Annotated in this window: 15 protein-coding genes and 2 pseudogenes; 3 read left to right on the top strand and 14 right to left on the bottom strand. The window is 34.0% G+C overall.

Going from position 1 to position 22788, the window contains the following annotated elements:
• Positions 1-44: 44 nt before the first annotated feature.
• Positions 45-1259 (top strand): annotated as a pseudogene (locus IAI56_RS12385) (flotillin family protein); the annotation flags it as partial.
• Between the two features lie 287 nt (positions 1260-1546).
• Complete coding sequence (locus IAI56_RS12380) at positions 1547-2092, top strand: GDSL-type esterase/lipase family protein (RefSeq protein ID WP_239106932.1); 546 nt, start codon at positions 1547-1549, stop codon at positions 2090-2092.
• Positions 2093-2213: 121 nt separating this feature from the next.
• Here the strand turns inward: IAI56_RS12380 and acs are convergent, their stop codons facing one another.
• From acs to bamM, 13 genes and pseudogenes are all read right to left on the bottom strand, one after another.
• On the bottom strand, positions 2214-4121 hold the full coding sequence (gene acs, locus IAI56_RS12375) for an acetate--CoA ligase (protein WP_187658172.1): 1908 nt from the start codon (positions 4119-4121) through the stop codon (positions 2214-2216).
• 100 nt (positions 4122-4221) lie between these two features.
• Positions 4222-6141, bottom strand: a complete 1920-nt coding sequence (locus IAI56_RS12370; RefSeq protein ID WP_317192424.1) for a propionyl-CoA synthetase — start codon at positions 6139-6141, stop codon at positions 4222-4224.
• Between the two features lie 69 nt (positions 6142-6210).
• On the bottom strand, positions 6211-6576 hold the full coding sequence (locus tag IAI56_RS12365) for a response regulator transcription factor (RefSeq protein WP_187658170.1): 366 nt from the start codon (positions 6574-6576) through the stop codon (positions 6211-6213).
• A 32-nt stretch (positions 6577-6608) separates the two neighbouring features.
• Entirely contained in the window at positions 6609-9296 is a 2688-nt protein-coding gene (locus IAI56_RS12360) for an ATP-binding protein (RefSeq protein ID WP_187658169.1), read from the bottom strand.
• Between the two features lie 252 nt (positions 9297-9548).
• The gene (locus IAI56_RS12355; RefSeq protein ID WP_169524824.1) at positions 9549-9764 is read right to left on the bottom strand and encodes a DUF6814 family protein; all 216 of its coding nucleotides are present in this window, start codon (positions 9762-9764) and stop codon (positions 9549-9551) included.
• An 11-nt stretch (positions 9765-9775) separates the two neighbouring features.
• A complete protein-coding gene (locus tag IAI56_RS12350; RefSeq protein ID WP_187658168.1) occupies positions 9776-11314 on the bottom strand; it encodes an MFS transporter in 1539 nt (512 codons plus the stop codon).
• A gap of 27 nt (positions 11315-11341) precedes the next feature.
• The gene (locus IAI56_RS12345; protein ID WP_187658167.1) at positions 11342-12721 is read right to left on the bottom strand and encodes a porin; all 1380 of its coding nucleotides are present in this window, start codon (positions 12719-12721) and stop codon (positions 11342-11344) included.
• Between the two features lie 97 nt (positions 12722-12818).
• Positions 12819-13094, bottom strand: a complete 276-nt coding sequence (locus IAI56_RS12340; protein WP_187658166.1) for a helix-turn-helix domain-containing protein — start codon at positions 13092-13094, stop codon at positions 12819-12821.
• A gap of 48 nt (positions 13095-13142) precedes the next feature.
• A pseudogene (locus IAI56_RS16460) lies at positions 13143-13238 on the bottom strand (transposase-like zinc-binding domain-containing protein); the annotation flags it as partial.
• A 222-nt stretch (positions 13239-13460) separates the two neighbouring features.
• A complete protein-coding gene (locus tag IAI56_RS12335; RefSeq protein ID WP_187658165.1) occupies positions 13461-13805 on the bottom strand; it encodes an Hpt domain-containing protein in 345 nt (114 codons plus the stop codon).
• Positions 13805-14416, bottom strand: a complete 612-nt coding sequence (locus IAI56_RS12330; protein ID WP_187658164.1) for a fumarylacetoacetate hydrolase family protein — start codon at positions 14414-14416, stop codon at positions 13805-13807. Before IAI56_RS12330 ends, IAI56_RS12335 begins: the two co-directional genes overlap by 1 nt.
• A gap of 6 nt (positions 14417-14422) precedes the next feature.
• Entirely contained in the window at positions 14423-15199 is a 777-nt protein-coding gene (locus IAI56_RS12325; RefSeq protein ID WP_187658163.1) for a 3'-5' exonuclease, read from the bottom strand.
• A gap of 89 nt (positions 15200-15288) precedes the next feature.
• Positions 15289-16293 (bottom strand): BamM family beta-barrel-assembly machinery protein, encoded by a 1005-nt coding sequence (bamM, locus tag IAI56_RS12320; RefSeq protein WP_187658162.1) that lies wholly within the window; start codon positions 16291-16293, stop codon positions 15289-15291.
• 80 nt (positions 16294-16373) lie between these two features.
• On the opposite strand from bamM, the gene IAI56_RS12315 reads away from it, so the two are divergent.
• The gene (locus IAI56_RS12315) at positions 16374-16748 is read left to right on the top strand and encodes an RNA-binding S4 domain-containing protein (RefSeq protein ID WP_187658161.1); all 375 of its coding nucleotides are present in this window, start codon (positions 16374-16376) and stop codon (positions 16746-16748) included.
• 49 nt (positions 16749-16797) lie between these two features.
• Here IAI56_RS12315 and IAI56_RS12310 read toward each other — a convergent pair whose 3' ends face one another.
• The gene (locus tag IAI56_RS12310) at positions 16798-22287 is read right to left on the bottom strand and encodes a T9SS sorting signal type C domain-containing protein (protein ID WP_187658160.1); all 5490 of its coding nucleotides are present in this window, start codon (positions 22285-22287) and stop codon (positions 16798-16800) included.
• Positions 22288-22788 lie beyond the last annotated feature (501 nt).

The raw sequence follows: 22788 nt of genomic DNA, 5'->3' as shown, positions 1-22788 counted from the left end.
AAAAAACAATTTTAAACTGTTGATTTTCAAATAATTAAACCCTTAACTTAATAACATTGGCCGAGCGTTTGCTTGGTTTAGCTCCAGAACAAATTCAGGAATTGGCAAAAGATATTCTTTTTGGTCAATTACGTTTGGTTATTGCTACGATGACGATTGAAGAAATCAACTCTGATAGAGATAAATTCTTGGATAATATTTCTAAAAACGTAGATTCTGAATTGAAAAAAATAGGTTTGAAATTGATTAACGTAAATGTTACCGACATCAAAGACGAATCGGGTTATATTGAAGCATTAGGAAAAGAAGCTGCTGCTAAAGCGATTAACGAAGCTAAAATTTCGGTTGCTGAGCAAGAAAAAATTGGGGAAACCGGAAAAGCAATGGCAGACAGAGAAAAAGATGTTCAAATTGCCGAAACACATCGTGATCGTGATGTAAAAATTGCGATTACTAATAAAGATAGAGAAGTTAGCATTGCAGCTGCATTTAAAGACGAAAGTATTGGTAAAGCCGAAGCACAAAGAGATACACGTGTAGCAACATCTGAAGCAAATGCTATTGCTATTCAAGGAGAAAACGAAGCAAAAATTGCCATTGCACAATCAGAAGCAACACGTCGTGAAAAAGAAGCAGAAGCATTGCGTATTGCTTTAGCATCAGAAAAAGTTCAAAGTGCAAAAGCTTTAGAAGAATCGTATGTTGCAGAACAAAAAGCCGAAGCTGCTCGTGCCGAAAGAGAACGTTCTACTCAAAATGCGAACGTGGTTATTCCGGCAGAAATTGCAAAACAAAAAGCCATCATCGAAGCACAAGCCGAAGCCGAAAGAATTCGTGAACAAGCAAAAGGTGAAGCCGATGCGATTTATGCAAAAATGGAAGCGGAAGCAAAAGGTTTATATGAAATCTTGACCAAGCAAGCTGAAGGTTATAAAGAAGTGGTAAATGCTGCTGGTGGTGATCCAACGAAAGCATTCCAATTATTGTTAATTGAAAAATTACCCGAATTGGTTAAAACCCAAGTTGAAGCAGTTAAAAACATCAAAATTGATAAAATTACCGTTTGGGATTCAGGAAATAATGCAGATGGCAATGGTTCAACAGCCAATTTCGTTTCAGGAATGATGAAAACCGTTCCGCCGTTGAATGATTTATTTAATATGGCAGGATTGAATTTGCCAACCTATTTAAAAGGAGAAAATGTTGCTGAAGAAGTAAAAACAGTTGACGAAAAACCAACAAATACAGAAGAAATTTAAAAACTTCTAAGTTAAACCAAGTCTTCATTATTTCTAACAAAAGGATAATTTAGTCTTTAAAAAAAATTGCCAAATAATTAGTAGAAAAGAACATCTTCTATTTTTGTTTGGCATTTTTTATTACTTTTATTTTACAAACTAATCGATTCTCTTTACAAATGAAAATTTACAATAAGCTATTCGCTTTTTTTCTGCTGATTTCCCATTTGATAATTGCACAAACTAACTCAAATGAAGATTGGGCAAACCTAAAAAAATATTAAGCAGAAAATAAAACTATTAAGCCAATGAAAAATGCAACCGTATTGATGGGCGACTCTATCACTGAATTTTGGAAACCAACTAGTCCTGATTTTTTCAAGAAATATCCTTTACTCGACCGAGGAATCAGCGGACAAACAACTTCGCAAATGTTGCTTCGATTTGACCAAGATGTAATTCAATTGAAACCTTCAACAGTAGTAATTTTAGCCGGAATTAATGATATTGCTGAAAATACTGGTCCAATTACGCTTGAAGAAATTTTCGCTAACATTAAAACCATGGTTAAAAAGGCTAAAGAAAACAAAATTAAAGTTGTTTTGTGCTCCGTTTTACCAGCTAATAATTTCTATTGGAATACAAAAATTCTTCCAGCCGATAAAGTAATTATGCTAAACAAAATGATTAATGAATATGCTACCAAAAACAAAATTACCTACCTTGATTATTATTCAAAAATGGTTGATGATAAAAAAGGGTTACAAAAAATATATGGCGAAGATGGTGTTCATCCTAATGCCGAAGGATATAAAATTATGGAAACTTTGCTTTTGAAAGCGCTTCTATTTTAAAACAAATACTGTCATGAAAATAAACACTATTCTTTTCATTTATTTCGTTTTTCAAACAGATTTTAGTAAAAAGAATAAAAATCAATGTTGTTTCGAGTATTTGGAAATAAAAAAGGGAAGCTTAAAGCTTCCCTTTTTTAATTTCGTCAACAATTTCTGGATTTAATAAGGTTGAAATATCCCCAAAATTAGAGAAATCGCCTTCGGCTATTTTACGTAAAATTCTACGCATAATTTTGCCCGAACGTGTTTTTGGCAATCCGGAAACAAACTGAATTTTATCCAATTTAGCAATTGGTCCAATTTGGTCAGAAATCAATTGATTAATTTCTTTAGAAAGATTTGCTCTATCACGACTTTCGCCAGTTTCTTTTAGGATGATAAAACCGTATAAAGCATTTCCTTTAATATCGTGTGGAAACCCAACGATAGCACTTTCGGCAACTGCTGGATGCTCATTTATTGCATCTTCAATTGGTGCTGTTCCAAGATTATGTCCCGAAACAATCACAACATCATCTACTCGACCAGTAATTCTATAATAACCAACTTCATCGCGCAAAGCACCATCGCCGGTAAAATATTTTCCTGGAAAAGCGGTAAAATAAGTTTCTTTATAACGCTGATGATCGCCCCAAATTGTTCTGGCAATTGATGGCCAAGGAAACTTAACACACAAACTTCCTGTTACCTGATTTCCTTCGATTTCATTACGCAATTCGTCCATTAAAACGGGTTGAATTCCGGGTAATGGTAAGGATGCATACGTTGGTTTTGTTGGTGTTACAAACGGAATTGGTGAAATCATAATTCCTCCAGTTTCGGTTTGCCACCAAGTATCTACCAATGGACAACGTTTTCCTCCAACATGATCATTAAACCAATGCCAAGCTTCTTCATTAATTGGTTCACCGACTGAACCTATTACTCGTAATGATTTTAAAGGATATTTTTGTACATAATCCAAGCTTTCTTTTGCCAAAGCACGAATAGCTGTTGGCGCTGTATAAAACTGAGTTATTTTGTGTTTTTCGATTACTTCCCAAAAACGACTAAAGTTTGGATAAGACGGAACGCCTTCAAAAATTACAGTTGTTGCTCCGTTTAATAATGGTCCATAAAGTATGTACGAATGACCAGTTATCCAACCGATGTCGGCTGTACACCAATAGACATCACTTTCTTCGTAATTGAAAATATTTTTAAAAGTATATGCTGTGTAAACCATATATCCAGCCGTTGTATGTACCATTCCTTTTGGTTTTCCAGTTGAACCTGATGTATAAAGGATGAATAACGGATCTTCGGCATCCATGATTTCAGCAATATTATTAGGAATTGCTTCATCTAATAAAGGTTGCAACCACAAATCACGACCTTCTTTCATTTTTACTTCGGTATTTGTTCTTTTTACAACCAATACTTTTTCGACTGTTGGACATTTTTCAAGTGATTCGTCTACAATTCCTTTTAAATCGATGGATTTATTTCCGCGATAACTTCCATCAGAAGTGATGACCATTTTACACTCACAATCGTTAATTCTTGAAGCAACTGCCGAAGCCGAAAATCCTGCAAAAACTACAGAATGCACAGCTCCAATTCTGGCACAAGCCAAAACTGCAACTGCCAATTCTGGTATCATTGGCAAATAAATACAAACTCTATCGCCTTTTTTAACACCTTGATCACGAAGTACATTTGCCATTTTTGCAACTCTTGCATACAATTCGTTATAAGAAATATGCAAAGCTGGTTCGTCAGGATTATTAGGTTCAAAAATGATTGCGGTTTTGTCGCCTCGTCTTGCTAAATGCCTGTCGATACAGTTTTTAGTAATGTTCACTTTAGCGTCAATAAACCAACGGAACTTGGCTTCCTGAAAATCAAAATCGAATACTTTTTCCCATTTTTGATACCAAGTAAAGTTTTCATCGGCTATTTTATCCCAAAATTTTCTCGGCTCACGAACCGATTTTTTATACATTTTGAAATAATGTTCTAAATTCTGTATTTTATAATAACTCATTGTTAATCTTCTTTTTTAAGCGTTTGATACTGTAAATATAAATATTCTATGAATGTCATCTTATTTTTTATTGCAAAATAAATATACATAAAATGATTACCTATTTGAATGAACCAATTTTTGCTTTTATAAATTCATCTCTAACTTCTTCAATAATTGCTTCATCATCAATGGTTGATGGAATTTGAAAATTTTCTCCATCGGCTATGCTTCGCAAAAGTTTACGTAAGATTTTGCCTGAACGAGTTTTTGGTAATCGTTGAACTAAAACCACATCTCGTAAAGAAGCAACAGCTCCAATTTTTTCTCTGACTAATTGTACTATTTCATATTGTAATTGAAAATGTTCCATATTTTCGCCAAATTTTGTCACTACTAAAGCTAACGGTATTTGTCCTTTCAGTTCATCATTAATTCCAATCACAGCACATTCAGCAACTGCTTGGTGTGATGCTACAATTTCTTCCATTTCGGCAGTTGATAGTCGATGTCCAGCAACGTTTATCACATCATCTACTCTACCAGTAATAAAAATATAACCTTCATCATCTTTAAATCCGCCATCACCGGAAAAATAATAACCGGGGAATTTAGCTAAGTAACCTGCTTGAAAGCGTTCATTATCATTCCAAATATTCAACAATGTTCCTGGTGGCAAAGGCAATTTGATTACAACATAACCTTCTTCATTTGCTCCAAGTTCCTGACCATTTTCTCCAAGAATTTGAATATTATAGCCCGAAACTGCTTTACCTGATGAACCTGGTTTTATTGGTAAATATTCAATTCCCATCATATTAGCAATCATTGGCCAACCTGACTCTGTTTGCCACCAATGGTCGATTGCAGGAATTGGAATATGCTTTTGATACCATTCCAACGTAGCCACATCACAACGTTCGCCTGCCAAAAACTGAGTTCTCAAACTTGAAATATCATATTGTTTGATGAATTCACCATTTGGATCTTCTTTTTTAATAGCACGAATAGCTGTTGGTGCTGTAAACATTGCACTAACTTTATGCTCAGCAACAACTCGCCAAAATGTACTTGAATCCGGAGTTTTTATTGGCTTTCCTTCAAAAATTATCGTGGTATTTCGATTAATTAACGGTCCGTAAACTATGAAACTATGACCAACAACCCAACCAACATCGGAAGCTGCCCAAAAAACATCATCGGGTTTTACTCCGTAAATTTTTTGCATCGAAAATTTTAAAGCAACAGCATATCCGGCGGTATCACGAACGATTCCTTTTGGTTTTCCTGTTGTTCCCGATGTATATAAAACATACAACGGATGTGTTGCTTCTACAGGAACGCAAGGAACTTCTTCCGAACCATAAACCAATGCATCATAATCGACGTCGTATTTCTTAAACGGAATTCTTGCTCCTAATTTTCGGTTTAAAACTACTACTTTTTTAGGTTTATGTTCTGCCAGTTCAATAGCTTCATCTACCAAAGGTTTATAGGCAATCAATCGGTCAATTTCAATTCCCGACGAAGCTGTAATAATAACTCGTGGTTTACAATCATCAATACGAATCGCTAATTCATGTGGAGCAAATCCGCCAAAAACGACAGAATGCGTTACTCCTATTCTGGCGCAAGCCAACATGGCAAAAGCTGCTTGTGGAATCATTGGCATATAAATAACTGCTGTATGTCCTTTTTTTAGTCCTAACGATGTTAAACCTCCAGCTAATCTTGCTACTTCTGATTTTACTTCATTGAATGTATATTTTTTTACCGTTTGTGTAACCGGAGAATCATAAATTATAGCGGTTTTTTCGCCGTATCCATCTTGAATATGTTTATCCAAAGCCAAATAACATGTATTTAATATTCCGTCTTTGTACCATAATGGATAGCCGGTTTCATCGTTGGAAAGAATTTGCTCTGGTTTAGCAAACCAATCTATTTCATTAGCTTGTTCTGCCCAGAATTTTTCAGGGTTTTCAATGCTTTGATTATAAAATTCTTGATAGTTCATTTTGTTAATTGTTAGTTCAGTTATGAATGTAGTTATGGAATCCTATTCGTTTTGAATAAGACAAATTCATTATTTTTAATTGTTTATTTTGGGTTAAATTCCGAGCAGTTCGTTTACTTGTTCTACTACTTTTTTGATAGAAAAAGGTTTGGTTAAATAGGCATCGGCACCAAGTGTCATTCCTTTTTCTATATCGCTTTCTTTATTTTTGGCTGAAAGAAAAATTACCTTACAATGGTTCAACTTTTCGTTCTTTTTTATTTGTTCCAGTGTTTCAAATCCATCAACCAACGGCATCATAATATCGAGAATAATCACATCGGGAAAATGAGTTTTTAAAATATCCAATGCTTCCTGTCCGTCACGAGCAATAAATACTTCAAAGTTATTTTTCTTAAAAGTATATTCCAATGACATTACAATATTAGGTTCATCGTCAACTATTAAAATCTTCTTCATATATAGATTTTTTGATACATTATTGATTATTATTATTGTTGTTTTGGTAAGGTAAAAGTAAGACAAGCACCGCCAGTAGCATTATTTCTTGCCCAAATTTTGCCTTTGTGATGTTCGATTATCTGCTTACAAATTGCCAATCCTAAACCGCTGCCAATTGGTTTTTTAAAATTTTGATTGGTTGATTGGTAAAATTTATCAAAAATTGCTTCAAAATCACTTGACGCAATTCCTTTGCCATTGTCGCTGACTTCTATTTGCAAATAATCGTGTTTATCATAAACAGCTAAGGTAATCAATCCGTTGATTTCTGCACAAAATTTAATTGCATTAGAAACCAAATTAGTTATTACTTGAATAATTCGGTCTTCATCATAATCGGCTTTCAGATTACGATTCCCTTCAATTTGAACCAAAATATTTTTTTTCGTAATTAATTGTTGCAATGGTTCAATGGAATTTTCAATCGTTTCAATAATTAAATTATTAGAAAAGTTAACTTTTTGTCTTCCGGTTTCAAATTTTTCCAAATCGAGAATTTTATCAATCAATCTGTTCAATCTATCTGACTCAGAAATAATGTTTTGCAAAAATTGTTTTTTGAGTTCTTCGGGAATTTCATCATCGTCGTGCAAAATTTCGCTAGAAGCTCGAATAGCCGTGATCGGCGTTCGCAATTCATGGGTTACGGTGTCTAAAAACTCGTCTTTTTGTTTGTCTTTTTCCATCAACGAAAGATTCGCTTCATGTAATTTGGCTGAAATTTCTTTTAATTCATTGGACGTTTCGGTTAATTTTTTATTGATGATGATGTTTTCTTTGGATTCTTCTAAAATCTTCAACACTTCGGGTAATGTAATTTTTTCTTCTTTTACTACACTAGAAATCAATATTTTAGCCGAAGCCGTTCCGATATGTCCGGTCAATAAATTTTCGGAGAATTTGATTAAACGAGCATCTGCCAATTCTTCATTCTTGTCTACGTTATATTTGAGATTGAAAATATTCATTGCGCGTTTTGTTCTTTCTTCACCTAAAAATCTCAATAGAACTTTCTCAATATCGGTTCGGTAAGCAGTTCCTCGCCAAACAAATGCATTTTCGTGCATGTTGATGTATTTATTGATATCCAAGAACATTTCCGCATAATTTCGTTCTCTGTAATTTCCTTTAAAACTAACAGAAACCGCAATAAATATCATAAAATTGAATAATAAACTCCAAAACAAAGCATGTGGCACCGGATCAAGATAATCTAATCCGAAAAGTTGTAATGGTTTTAGTAATTTTATTCCAAACAAACCTTCGGTAATAAAAGATGTATCTGCACGAGTTATACCAATGGCGTAAGGAATTAACAATGTGTATAAACAAATAAAGAAACCAACTATTAGCCCAGAAACGGCACCGGTTCTTGAACCTCTTCGCCAAAATAATGCTCCAAAAAATGATGGTGCTAATTGAGCAATAATTACAAAAGCAACCATTCCGATAGAAACCAAATTATAATCGAGAGCAAAAACACGATATAGGAAATAAGCAATGATAATCATCGAAAAAATCCCTATACGTCTAATGTTTACAATCTTTTTATTAATGGTTGATTGCTCATTATTTTGTAATCTTCCTAGTAATCCATACGGAATAATTAAGTTATTACTCACCATTGTTGAAAGTCCGATAGAAGAAACCACAATCATTGAAATTGCTGCGGAAAATCCTCCGAGAAAAACCATTACCGTTAATGTTTCATTTCCTAAAAACTGTGGAATTAGTAATGAATACATATCGGAATTTATATTTTGACCATCAAACATAATATTTCCACCCCAAGCTATTGGAAACACAAAAATATTGAACAGCAAAAGGTATAAAGGAAACAACCAAATAGCAGTGTTGACATGACTTTCTCTTGTATTTTCTATTACTGAAACCTGAAATTGTCTTGGCAACAGAAACACAGAAAACAAAGATAATACACACAGAAAAAACCAGTTTATCGCTTGAGGCAAACCTCCAACCGTATTCTTTTTTTGAAAATTTTCCAATAGCGAAGCTTTCGCATAAATATCATTGAAACCATCAAAAACAAAAAATGTAACATATACTCCAATGATAATAAAAAACACCAATTTCAGAATACTTTCCAAAGCAACAGCTGTTACAATTCCTTTTCTTTTCTCGGAAGCATCGACATATTTTGTTCCATAAATTGAAGCAAAGATTGCTAATGCAAATGCAATATAAGTTGTACTATCATCAAAAACATAGGTTCTTGCTTTCGTATTGGTTACAATGTGAAATGTTTCGGCTATAGCTTTCAGTTGCAACCCGATATAAGGCAAAATTCCAAAAAGGCAAACAATTGTAACAACAGCACCAAGAAAACGACTGTTTCCATAACGAAGGGAAATAAAATCGGCAATACTGGAAACTTTGTTTACTCTGGAAATTCGTATGATTTTTTTCATCAAAATAATCCACGTAGGAATAATAATTATTGGTCCAAGATAAATCGGAATATAACTTAATCCTGAATTGGCTGCTACACCAATACTACCATAATACGTCCAAGCTGTACAATAAATTGCTAACGAAAATGAATAAATATAAGGATTGTTTACCCATTTTGAATTTCCTCTTTTTTCTGCCCAATTGGCAATTAAAAAAAGAATACCAAGGTAAATACCTAATATGATTAATAAGCCTAAACTACTCATAGTAAAGCTTTAGCAAGATATAGGACAACAGTATAGAAAACAACCAAACTGAAAAAATGTAAACATAAATAACTGGTATTCCCATACAACTCTCTGAACTGTCAAAAAGTAACACTATAGGAAGATTTAACCCTATTAAAAGGATTAATGAAATGATTACAAATTTTTGTTGATGCCTTTGTTTCATAATTTTAAAAACCACAAGCTCTTATAAAAAAAGAGCTCATGGAAAATAACCAATCAATTTATTAACTAATCTTCATATTCATTGGTCAAAGCGTACCAACCAAAAATGGTTAATCCGGTAACAACCATTGGCAATAATATAAAAAATACTATAATTCCAAATACTAAATCGTCTTGTTTTCCTGTAGTTAATTTATAACCAAATATTCCGATGGAAAAATAGGCAACTGCAATCGCTAATGCAATCCAAACGATACCTAAATATTTTTTTAATGCGTTCATAATCTTATCTTTTAGTCGTGAAGTGTATTAATTTTTCTGTCGATGTAAATCATTCCAATAACAAAACAAACTGCCGCTATTGCAATTGGATACCATAATCCTTCGAGATAAAACTCAGGATCGCCGGCTTCTTTAGCATTGGTTACAAAATAGGTTGAAATAGCAGGAAGCAAACCTCCAAAAATTCCATTACCTACGTGATATGGTAACGACATTGATGTATATCTGATTTTTACCGGGAACATTTCTACTAAGAAAGCAGCAATTGGTCCATAAACCATCGTTACAAAAATAACTTGAATAAATACCATAAAGACTAAAAACCATTTATCGGCACTATTGATTGTTTTTGTAACTTTAGTATCAACTTTTTCTTTTCCTTTATCATCAAACATCAATTTTCCGTTTTCAAAATGCTTGGTTTTGATTTCTTCCACTACAGTTCCATCGGTATAGGCTTTTGTAGTAGTGTAAACAGAATCAAGCTTTGTAGCATCGATTTCTTTCAAAGACGGAACTACTTTAGTTTGCTCTGCTATTTCTACTTTTTTGGTTAAATCTGTAGAATCATACATTGCTCGATAAATTGGTCTATAAAGTAAAATAGCCAATAACATTCCCGCCATCATAATTGATTTTCGTCCCCATTTATCGCTCAACCATCCGAAGAATACAAAAAACGGCGTTCCTAAAATTAATGCAATACCAAGCAACATATCTACTTGAGAAGAATCTATATTTTGAACTGTTTTCAAGAAATTCATAGCATAAAACTGTCCTGTGTACCAAACAACTCCTTGTCCCATTGTTGCTCCAAACAATGCTAAAAGAACAAATTTTAAATTGTATTTATTTCCAAAACTTTCTTTCAACGGATTGGTTGCTGTTTTTCCTTCAGCTTTAGCTTTGGCAAAAACTGGCGACTCGTCCATGTTTTTTCTAATTAAATAGGAAACATACACCATCAAAATAGAAACCCAAAACGGTACTCTCCAACCCCAATCGTCAAATGCTTCTTTGGACAACAGACTTTTTGTAATTAAAATTACCATTAACGAAATGAATAAACCAACGGTTGCAGTCGTTTGTATCCACGATGTCCAGTATCCTTTTTCACCTTTTGGAGCGTGTTCTGCTACATAGGTTGCTGCTCCTCCATATTCACCTCCAAGTGCTAAACCTTGTAACAAGCGAAGAATTAGAACTAAAACTGGTGCTAAAAACCCGATGCTTTCATAGCTTGGAATACATCCAATGACAAATGTTGCTCCACCCATCAACATTAAGGTTACCATAAAGGTATATTTTCTTCCAATTAAATCGCCTAGTCTTCCGAAAAATAATGCTCCAAAAGGACGCACTACGAAACCTGCTGCAAAGGTTGCTAATGTTGATAAAAAAGCAGCTGTCGGATTATCAGACGGGAAAAATTTTGTTGATAAAACAACGGCTAAACTTCCGAAAATATAGAAGTCATACCATTCAATCATCGTTCCCATTGAGGAAGCGGATATTACTTTCCAAATTCCTTTTTTTGAATTGTTGCTCATAGTATATAATTTTTGGTTTGATTAATTTTATAAATAAATTTGAAGTTGTAGCGTAAACTCACCTTTAGAACCATCTTTTTGTCCAATTGCTGTGTAAACTGGTCTTGTTGAATATTGTGCTGTTACTTTTGCATGATGTCCGTCAAGAAGCAAGTTAGTTCCAAAATCAAACTGAGAACTTGGTGCATCCAATCGTTCAAAATTCTTATAGGTATATGCCGCAAAAGGTTGTACTCTTACTTTAGGAGCATCTTTGGAAGAAGGTAAAAGAAAACCTGCTTGTGTGTACCAAATATTTCCTGTTCCAATAGTAGGTTGTGCATTTCCAGCTCCAGCCAAAGCCGGCGTTCCAGTAAAAGTTGGGTCAACCGAAGAAACATTCATAATTCCAATGTTTCTTAAATAATTTGGTCCAAAATCGAAATTGTAGAAAACACTATAAGCTGTTACTGCTGCTTTGTTTTTTGCTGTTCCAAACGGCATGTCTAAAAAAGTATCTACTGCAAATAAATTAATATTGTTCTTTTTAAGTTCTCCTGCTACTGATGTTCGGGTAGCATCTGGAGCGGAATAAAATCCGGCACCAACATTGAATACTCTTTTTGTTCCTAAATATGTTCCTACTTTGAACGGGAGGAAATTAGATTCCTGATCAAAAAACTGATATTCAAAATAACCTGCTTTTGACCAATGTGTGTTCCCACTATTATCAACCGCTATTGCTGCATCTGCTGTTGGTACATCTGTTGGTACAAAATTAGTAGCAAAAGGTTTGTTGAAACTTATTCGGTATTCTAGTTTACCGTACTTTCCTTTTGCAAAAAGCCCTATTTGTCGAGCAAATTGATCGGAGTTTTCTATTAACGGCCAATTAAAAATTGGTGCATCAACTGCTAAAAAATTGAGTGTTGAAGCCATTGTCATTCGAGACAATCCCATAAAATAATGCAATCCACCACCAAGAGAAAGACTGAAATCCTTTGATTCTTCGGGAAGCACTACAGCATATTCATTCCATGCATCATGAAAAAACAATCCTGGTTTTTTTCCTGCACCATAACCTCCAGTTCCAGATGTTCCAGATGCTCCGCCATTAGTAAATGTTTGATTATTGATACCAAAATGTGTCATAACCATATAGCGCTTTGAAATTTGAGCATACGCCAGAAAACGTAACCGTCTGTTACCAATATCAAAACTGGAAGAAGCCGATTCAGCATTTATAGCCGATCCTGGATTGTTATCTGTTGATCTTAGCCATATTTGATTCCATGCTATCACACGCATATACTTTGAACCATCTGGATTAATATTAATTTTTAAACCTGAACCGTAATCGGTAGAACCCTGAGCAAAGCTTAGCTTGGCAAATAACAGCAGTACTACATTTAATGCTATTTTTTTCATTGAAATTTATTGGTTTTAGTTAGTTTTTGGTTCAGCCAAATTCCAATAAATCATTGATGAAAAAAATTATGATATATAATTTTGTTAACTACTATAGTTAATCTTTAAATCGCTCCCATTTTATCAGCATAAATTTATCACCCAACTCTGTTATAATCATCCCAGCACCTTTAAGAACTTCTTTATTTTTCAAAAACTCTATCAACTCTAAATGATTATATATCTTATAGGTTGGATGATAATCAGTGTGATTGGGTTTTGAAATTTTGTACTCTTTCACCCAATTGCTCACAGTAACATGAGAAACACCTATAATTCGTTCTATTTCTCTATAACTTAAACCCTCAAGATACAACTGAAGTGCTTTAGTCACATAGTAACTATCTATCTTTTTACCCAATTTGTTGACTGTGAAAAAATAATTACACTTTTTACATAAATACCTTTGTCTGTCTTTTATTATTCCACTTTTTACAAATGTGTTACTTTGACATTTTGGACAGCTTAAAAACTCCATATATATAAATTTTGCATAAATATACTATTTTAGCAAATATTTAAAAAACATATAATTAATTTTTTTTACGCATTATTTATGCATTATTCAATTATACTACACTTTTATTACATAATATTGAACTTATATTATTTTTAATCAAAAAAAAAATAGAAGAAAAAACAAACAAAAAAAGGAACTGCTATTTGCAATTCCTTTCCTTTAATTAAAAATGAGTAAAGATTATATCTCAAAATCTTTCTTTATTTCTTTTACAGCCTTTTCAACTTGATTTTGAATGCTTTTAAATGTATCTTCAATTTCTTTACGTTTTCCTTCTCTTTTTGTCCAGGTTTCTACTTGTAGAATTTCTTCAAAAGCTACTGTCATACCTAATAAATCCAAAGTTGGTTTTATTTTATGAGCATAACTGTAGGCTAATTTATGATCTTTATTTTCAATTCCAATCTCGATTTGTTTCATATCGTCGGGAACTTCGGTAACGAATAAAGTGATAATTTGTAATACAAACTCAGGATCGTTATCTGATAGTTCATATACTTTTGCTAGGTTGTAGTTTATTGCCATTATTTTATATGTAAGCTAAATAGTTTTTTGTCATTTATAAATCCTTCTAAAACATCTTTTTCAGATACTTTTGCAACGCCTTCTGGTGTTCCGGTAAAAATTATATCGCCTTTTTTTAGTGTAAAATACTGAGAAACATATGAAATTAATTCATCAATTTTCCACAACATTTGGCTGGTATTTCCTTTTTGAACTGATTTTCCATTGTTTGTCAATTCAAAATTAATATTTTCTAATGAAGTAAAAGAATTTTTCGGTAGAAAATCACCAATAATCGCTGAACCGTCAAAAGCTTTGGATTTTTCCCATGGCAATCCTTTTTCTTTAAGTTTATTCTGTAAATCTCTAGCGGTAAAATCGATACCTAAACCTATTTCATCATAATATTTATGAGCAAATTTTTCATCGATGTATTTTCCAACTTTGGAAATTTTGACTAAAATCTCAACTTCGTGATGAATTTCGTTGCTAAATTCTGGTATTATAAATGGTGCTTTAAATGGTAATATTGCGGTATCGGGTTTTAAAAAAATAACGGGTTCGCTTGGTCGTTCGTTTTTTAATTCCTCGATATGGCTTGCATAATTTCTACCAATGCAAATTATTTTCATAACAGATTATGTCAATTTATTGTTTAATTTTTTTAGTTTGATTGCTGTCAATACTTTTTTGGTATATAATGGAAAATCAGCGTTTTGTATCCATCCAAAATAGCCCGGTTCTTTATCAAAAACGTCATCAACCAATGCGCCTTTGTGTTTTCCGAAGGTAAATATTTCTTGACCTTTGTCGTTTAAAGCGATGAAACCAGCAAAATCAACTGATTTTTTTCGGGTTGTAAATTCAGAAAGTGATTTTATATCGTTTTCTAAATCTTCGTATCTATCGAGCTGCGCTTTAAGAATTTCGTAGGTTGCCATAGTATCGGCTTCGGCAGAATGCGCATTTTCTAGTGTTTGATTACAATAGAATTTATAGGCTGCAGAAAGTGTTCTTTCTTCTTTTTTGTGAAAAATAGTTTGAATATCGACTGAAACTCTGTTTTTCATATCAAAATCTACTTCGGCGCGAAGTAATTCTTCAGCTAACAACGGAATATCAAATCTATCTGAATTAAATCCTGCCAAATCAGAATCTTTAATCATAGCATATATTTGGCTTGAAAGTTCTTTAAAAGTGGGTTCGTTTGCTACTTTCTCATTGGTAATTCCATGAACTGCGGTAGATTGTGCTGGAATTGGTATAGTTGGGTTTACTAACCAAGTTTTACTTTCTTTGTTTCCATTAGGATATACTTTGAAAATTGCTATTTCTACAATTCTATCTTTTGCTACTTCAATTCCTGTAGTTTCGAGGTCAAAAAAGCAAATTGGTCGTGTGAGTTTTAATTCCATTTAAAATATATGTTTGAACAAATATAAAATTTTGATTTCAGTTTTGTTTTAATGATAAAAAAATCCCGCAATTTGCGGGAAAATTTTAATTAGTTGTGACATGTCTCGTCTAAGTGTCTTTTTTTACCATTTCCAGATGTTCCACAAGTTGGAATTTCATCAAATGGATATGTGAATACAGGATTTGCTGTTAGGTTTTTAATTTCAAATCGGGTTAAAAATCCGTCATTGTCATCATCAGAGTCAAGAAAGTCTGGAATTTCATCTCCATCACTGTCGTTAGGATTTACTTCTCCTTTTGGAAGGAAATACATATATCCTTGGTCTGAAGTACTTACGTTTTCTTGATAAGATGGAATATCATCTCCATCCTGATCAGCTCTTTGTAATTCAAATAATTTTATCGTAAATACTAATGGAGAATAGGCAGGAATACTTGATCTAGCGCTACCAAAATAAGCTAATCCAGATGGTAAGAACATAACTCCAGCACCAAAATCATTGTATGAAATTGTACCATCTAGGTTTTCAGAATAAGTTCCGGTTTTAAATTGAGGAAAAATTTCGCTCCAACCTCTAATTACACCACCATAAAGTGAAAGATATGTTTGCGGAGATTTATTTTCTTCAAACTGTTTCCCTAAAACTTTTGTTGTAGTAGTTGTTCCTTCGGTGGTTGTTTCTTTATATATGTATTCACCACGATATCCAGCCAATATATTATCTACATTACACGGTTTTACTCCAGAACCTTCTCTTAATTTTAAATAATAAATTTTATAATTTACATCCACTTCATTTTGAGTAACTGTTATTTCTCTTGTTTGAATAGGATAATCTGTTTGATTCCAAACAGATACTTGGTTACCTCCAGTAGGAATTTTTGTAAATACAACATCCATATCGTTTGCTTGTCCAGGGTTGTTTACAACGGTCATATAATGAGTTTTCATGAACTCCTCTATATTTGCTAAATCCGTTATATATTGTTCTTGATAATCTCTTAGTTCAACTGTATCGTTATCATTTTTATCACAAGAGAACAAAATAGCTACAACTAGGGTTAAAAAGAGAAATTTTGAAAGAATGTTCATTTTATATGTTATTTTGGATGCGCAAGATACAATATTGATTTATTTTTGTAAACAAATTAACGTTGATTTTAGAAAAAAGTATGAGAGTTGATAAATATCTTTGGTGTGTTCGCTATTACAAAACCCGAAGTATGGTTACTGAAGCTTGTAAAAAAAACCATATAACAGTTAATGGTCAAGTCGCAAAACCGTCAAAAGAAGTGTTTCCAATGGATAAAATCACTTTTAGAAAAGACCAAATTACATACATTATTACCGTTTTAGATATTCCCAGTAATCGAGTTGGTCCAAAACTAGTTGATGTTTACAGAAAAGATGAAACTCCTGAAGAAGCATTTGCTCATTTTGAAATGATGAAATTATCAAAAGAACACTACAGAAAGCACGGCGAAGGACGTCCAACTAAAAAAGATAGACGTGATTTGGACGGAATATATTTTGAAGAAGAACTTTAATAAAAAAGCCCATAAAAATTTTATGGGCTTCTTCAATTTATTATTTTCTTTAGTAAACGACTTTCTTCGTTAACGATACACCATCAGTAGAAGTTATTTTAACTAAAAGAACTTGATTTGTTTTTGGTAATGCATTAAATGATGCGTTTGTAGCATTTATTGATGATTGACTAGCAATCAAACGACCTCTAACATCATATATCATTACATTATTCATTGGAACTATTCCAGAATTGATAAATAATCCTTGCTCATTTTTATATACAACAACTGTGTTATCGTTAAAAATAGGCTCATTATTACTTAGAGTACTGTTTGTATAGCGTAAAACAAATCTATCTTCAAATGTTCCAACTGCTGTTGTAAAAGTATAACTAGACTCTTTTAAATTATGAATTATATTTAAAAGTTTGTCTTCTAAGTATATTACTTGATCCACAAATAAACCATCATAGTCAGAAAGATTTATAGTGAACTGTCCTGCACTATTTGTACTGTATGCTAATGGAATTTGTTCATTAATATCAAAATCAACATCTTTACCTTGGATACTTAATTTTGTATTTCCAACTTTTGTGTAGAGTGATAAAACTCCATTATCAAATAACTTAGCGTCAAAAAGTCTATCAATATCATTAGTAGCTAACTCAATGTAACCAATTAAAGCTTGTTTAAACTTTGACTGATTATTGGAAATATCTAACCAATAACGATGCTTTTCCAATCCTTGTTCTACAGACTGAGCTTCTTCAGTAGTTCTAAAAAACTGAGTATTGTTTCCTGGTCGACGCATTGCATTGGTAAAGTTAACCGTTCCACTTGCTAATCCCTCGGCGAAGAAACCTTGACCTGCAGCAATAAATCCTGTTGGAACTGAATTGTTTCCATATCCAACATTTGGTGCAGCAGCGGAACCTCCAGTTAAGTTATAAATAGCGTAATCATTATCGGTATAGTTTCCACCCGTAATTGGTGTATTGTGCGTCCAGAAGTATAGAGAACCATTTAAATTTGGATTAGCTGTTATCAAACCTGTTTCTGGTGTTGCTACCGACGTTGGGAAAGCTGAAATTGCACTTGGATATGGATTTCCGATAAGATTTAACTCTAACGCTCCACCAACAATAGTAATTGGAATCGTTCCATTATTTGGTGTTCCAGAAAAAGGTGCTGTATATTCTTGTGGTGTTCCTGGTGAAACAGGATAATTTGAAGGAGCTCGTATCAAATATCCTCTACCCACATTCATTGTTGTAGTACCTGGACTAGTTACAAATTGCCAATTCGTTCCACTATATGTAAAGAATAAACCAACTGGTGATAACGGAGATACCGCCAAAAGATTTTGTGGATGAACTGGTGAAGACCAATAGGTATAGTCAAACTTAAACATAGGAGTTGCAGTTCTATTGTATGTAATAGTTCCTGTATTCCCTCCAGAAAATACGCCAGGAGCATTTGTTACTGGATTGGGTTGATATAGACTTGCATCGTCTTGGAAAGTTAAAGTTCCGCCAGATACGTTAAGTTCATTTTGTATTGTTAATGTATGACCTGTAGCAATAACTATATTTCCACCTGAAACGGTAACGCTACAAGCTGATAAATCGCCTGTTGATGTATAGTTTGATTGAAACTCAACAGCCTTAGTAGCATCTGGCAATCCATTAGACCAACCTCCATTCCATACTGTTCTGTTGAAAGTGATGGTTATTACATTAGAATATGAGGTACAACTTCCTACTGTTACCTCTGCTCTATAGTATCGTGTTCCAGAAAAAGTTCCAATTTGTGCAGAGGTTAATGTTGTTGATGCACTTGCAGGAATGTTTACTGTAACTCCTGTAGCAAATGTGATATCAGTTGCATTGTATTGCCATCTAGTAACTGGAGCGCCGTTTCCTGTTAAAGTTAATGCAGCTGCTGAACCAGAACAAATTGTTTGATTGCTAGAAGCTGTTCCTGGTATAGTATTTACAATAGTATAGGTTGTTGCTGTTCTACAAGTAGCATTACTTGAACATGCTGCATAATAGGTACGTGTTATAGGAGTGGTATTGTTTACTACTCCCGAACCTGCATCTCCTACTGGATCATATGTTGCTCCTGTATGCAAAAGAACTCCTCCAACTGCAGAATCATACCATTGCGTTTGCGAATTTTGATATAATAAAACACTTCCTCCAACCGGTGGTGTAATTGCCCAAGTAACTGCTGTAGTTACTGTTCCAGCTCCACCAAATGTTGTTGAATATAAAACGTAAGTCACACCTGCTGTTAAAGTTACTGTTAACTGTGGATTTAAACCTACACCCGAATCATCATCTCCAATCACAAAGTTACCCGAGCAAACTCCTGCAGTAAATGGTGCAATAGCTATATAAGCCATTCCATCGCCTGCTCCTGACATTTCTAGAACATAAGAACCTGTAACACTTACTTGAAATTCAGTGGCTACATAGTTTCTATTGCTACCTGCAACAAAGTTACATGCAGTAGAGTTTGTTGAACTTGCTGGTCTTGGTGCTTGTAGATCAGTTGCTGCATTTAGATTTACTGAAATAGAAGTTACTGGATTAATAAATCCGTCACACACTGTTGAACTGGATACTGTACCTGTTCCGCCAATACAAACTGTAGCAGCTGTAGTAACTGGTGCTGGATTTTGTACTACAAAGTCTGCAATACTTATTCCAAAGGCATCGGCTGTTACAACTCTAACTTTTCCTGTTCTCGCTCCAGCTGGATAGGGAACTGTTATTTGACCTGAATTAACTATAGTAACTGGTCCTGCAGGAACTCCTCCGATGGTAACCGAAGTAACTGCACTTAAATTTGTACCGTTTATTGTTATTGTACTTCCTACTGGCAATGTAGCACATGAATTGTTTAATGGTGAGAAACTTGTTACCGTTGGTACTAATACACACGAAATGTTAGCTGACCAACCTGCTCCTGTTACAATAAAATCGGAGCGGAAAGTAAATGATAATGAACCATTGGCGGCATTGGATATAATTGTTCCTGGCGAAGCTGTTCCTGAGTAGGCACCTGCTGGACAAGTAACAGGATCTGTTCCTGCTGCTCTACCAGATGACATTAATTGTAATGTGTTACCCGATGAACCATCACCGCTGTATATCATTAAACCATCATAGTTGTTTTCGGTAGCAAACGAGTTGAAAACCACTTTTAGTTTCGTTCCTGGTGTTACTGGTTTAAAAGTATAAGTATGTTCTTCAAAGTTTACATAGTTGCTTGTTGCTGCACCACTATCAAGGAATGTAAAGTTACATCCGTTGTGTAGCGCAAGTGTAGAACCTGATGCTGGTGTTGGCTCTACATTTGATATTAATACCGTAGTTGGTGCTGTAACATTAGTCGTTACAAACGTAATGTAGTTTTGTGACCAAGGACTGATTTGTGCTCCACAGTTTCCTCTAATCCAAACATAGTATCTTGTGTTTGGTGATAGCGACGTTAAAGTTGTACTGTTTGATGGCGCACTTCCTGATGGTGATGCTCCAAAGATTGGTGCCACCAAAGAGGTACTAATAATATAATCATAACCATTAGATGGAAGACCTGTTGCAGAAATACCCCAACCGATGTTTGCAGTAAAATCAGTCACTCCGGTCAAGAAAGGCGCTAAAGAAACGTTTGCAGGACCTGGATAGTTATTATCCACTAATGGTGGTGCACAAGTTTCTTCTTCGATACGAATGTTATCAAAGCTAACGTTTGTACCTGGTACATTTATATCAGTAACGAAGAAACGAAGGTAATAGGTTCCTGTTGTTAGTGGTGTAAAGTTTACAATGTTTGACTGTAAACCTGCAAAATCAAAATGCTCTGCAAGTGGAGTAACAATAGTACCATCTGTAGGTGCTACGTTTGTACTACCCCAATAGATTTCTACGCTTGCTGGGCCTATTAAATTCGTTGAGAAATCGTAAGTAACGCGGTATTGAGTACCCGCTGTTAAACTCACACCTCTTGTATAGAAGTTACTATAATCATCATTGGTAAACAAGTTACCGTTGGTAGCATTGGTTACCCAAACTGGTGAATCTGCTCTTGTACATGGAGGCAATACTCCACCTACAAAACCGTTGAAGTTTTCTAGATAGGGAACGGTTGTTGGACTACAAATTGGTGTAGCTGAGATTGGACCTGCCCAATCACTCTTGTCAGCGCCACAAACTGAGCGCACCCAGAAAAAGTATGGTTGACCTGCGGTTAAACCTGTTGCACTATAAGTAGTAGCTGTACTACCTGTTAAAGTACCCACAGAAACCGCTGTTGGAGCTGGTGCTGCAGATGTAGCTTGAAATATTTCATACTCTGTAGCAGAAGCACTACCTACCCAACCTAAGTTAACTTGTTCAAAAGTACCTGTAGCAGTTAATGAATTTGGTGTATTACATTGAACCGCTTCTACTCTTATTCTGTAACCTTTTTGAGCTTGAGCTGGAGTACCTATATTTGATTGGAAACGAAAAGTTAATGAACCGTCTGGTGCTGACGAAGTATAAGGAGCTGGTAAGGAAGAATTTAAATTTCCAGAATATGTATTAACAGGCGTTGAAACTCCATTACTATTATGTAATTCTAAAAAATCATTAGTTGCTTCGGTTATAAATTCCTCAAAAGTAACACGCACTTTTGAACCAGGAGCAGAGGGAGTGAAAATTATTGATTGATTAATTGCTGTCGTATTTACACCATATGAATCAAACTCTCCCCCATTATCATAGAAGTAATATGGCATACCCATTGGAATTTGATAGGCAGTTGCACATGAAGTAGCCGCATCATTTACAATTATATTGTTTTCTGAAGCAAGAGCCGATGTCCAGGCAAAATCATCTAGGTATATTCCTCCAGTTTTATTAGTAGCATCCCTTTTATCTAATATTCTAAATCTATACCCATCAGTAACGTTTGGAAATGAAGTAGCTGGTAAAACGGGAGTAACACTAATTGTTTGATATGCCGTAGTCATAGCAGCTGGTAATACCACATTAGCATTAAATGTATTATAAGTTAACGCAAGTGTATTTGTACCATTAGTTAATGTAGTCCAACTAACACCATTATCATCCGAAATTTGAACTTCAAAGGCAGTAGGTAAAATACCATTAGTAGCAACCGTTTGAAATCTAATACCAAAAGAGAAACGATTAAAATTATTCATTGATGGTGTTATAACAGCAGCATCAAATCGAGAATTCGATGTGTGCCCTAAAGACATTCTTCCAGACCTAGCATTTGTTGTTGTTCCAATAAAAGAATTAGTAGGAGCAGTTCCCGTCCCTTCAAATCTCCAATCTCTAGTTATCATGTTGGTTACAACAGTTGAAGAAGATAGTGAACCATCAATACTTTCAAACCTTTTATAAGGTCCGACACACTGTGCATCTGCTTGTTGGGTTGCGAAAGTCATTAGCACTGCTAGAGTGAGTAACCAGCGGTATGTAGTGGCTTTTGTTTTTGATAAAAATCCGTTACTCGAGGCAAGAAGTAATGTTTTTTTCATAGTTATATTTTTATACGTGAGTGGTTTATAATTGTAATTTGCTTGAAACAAGCGTCTAAAATTAGTTTTTCAAATTGTTTTGGTAAAGTTTTTTTAACGATAAATTAAAGTTTTTCGATTAAAAGTAAAAAAACACGACAAACCTTACACAAAAAGGTAGTTAGTCGATAGAAATGTACTTGGTCGATACTTATTTTACGTTATTGTAAACATTTATCACACAAATTTACATTTAATATTAAATTACTAAAGCATATATTAACAAATTATCAACAAGTTAGCCAAAATGTTGATAAATTTTTTCCAATAAATTAGATTTTTATTACAAAACTGCAATTAATGATTGTTTTAGTTGAAAATTACGGATTGCAGGTTAAGAGTTGCGGGTTTTAAGTTTGTAGGTTTCGCGTTAAAAGCTTATGGGGTTTACTGTTTAGTTGTTGATTGTTACTTATTTTACAATGGAACTTAGTTTAAAGCTAATAGCGTAATTCTAAACCC

It is taken from the genome of Flavobacterium macrobrachii (genome assembly GCF_014486675.1).
GTDB lineage: Bacteria > Bacteroidota > Bacteroidia > Flavobacteriales > Flavobacteriaceae > Flavobacterium > Flavobacterium macrobrachii.
Note: the sequence above shows the minus strand (reverse complement) of the source record. Positions and strands in the feature narration are given on the sequence as shown.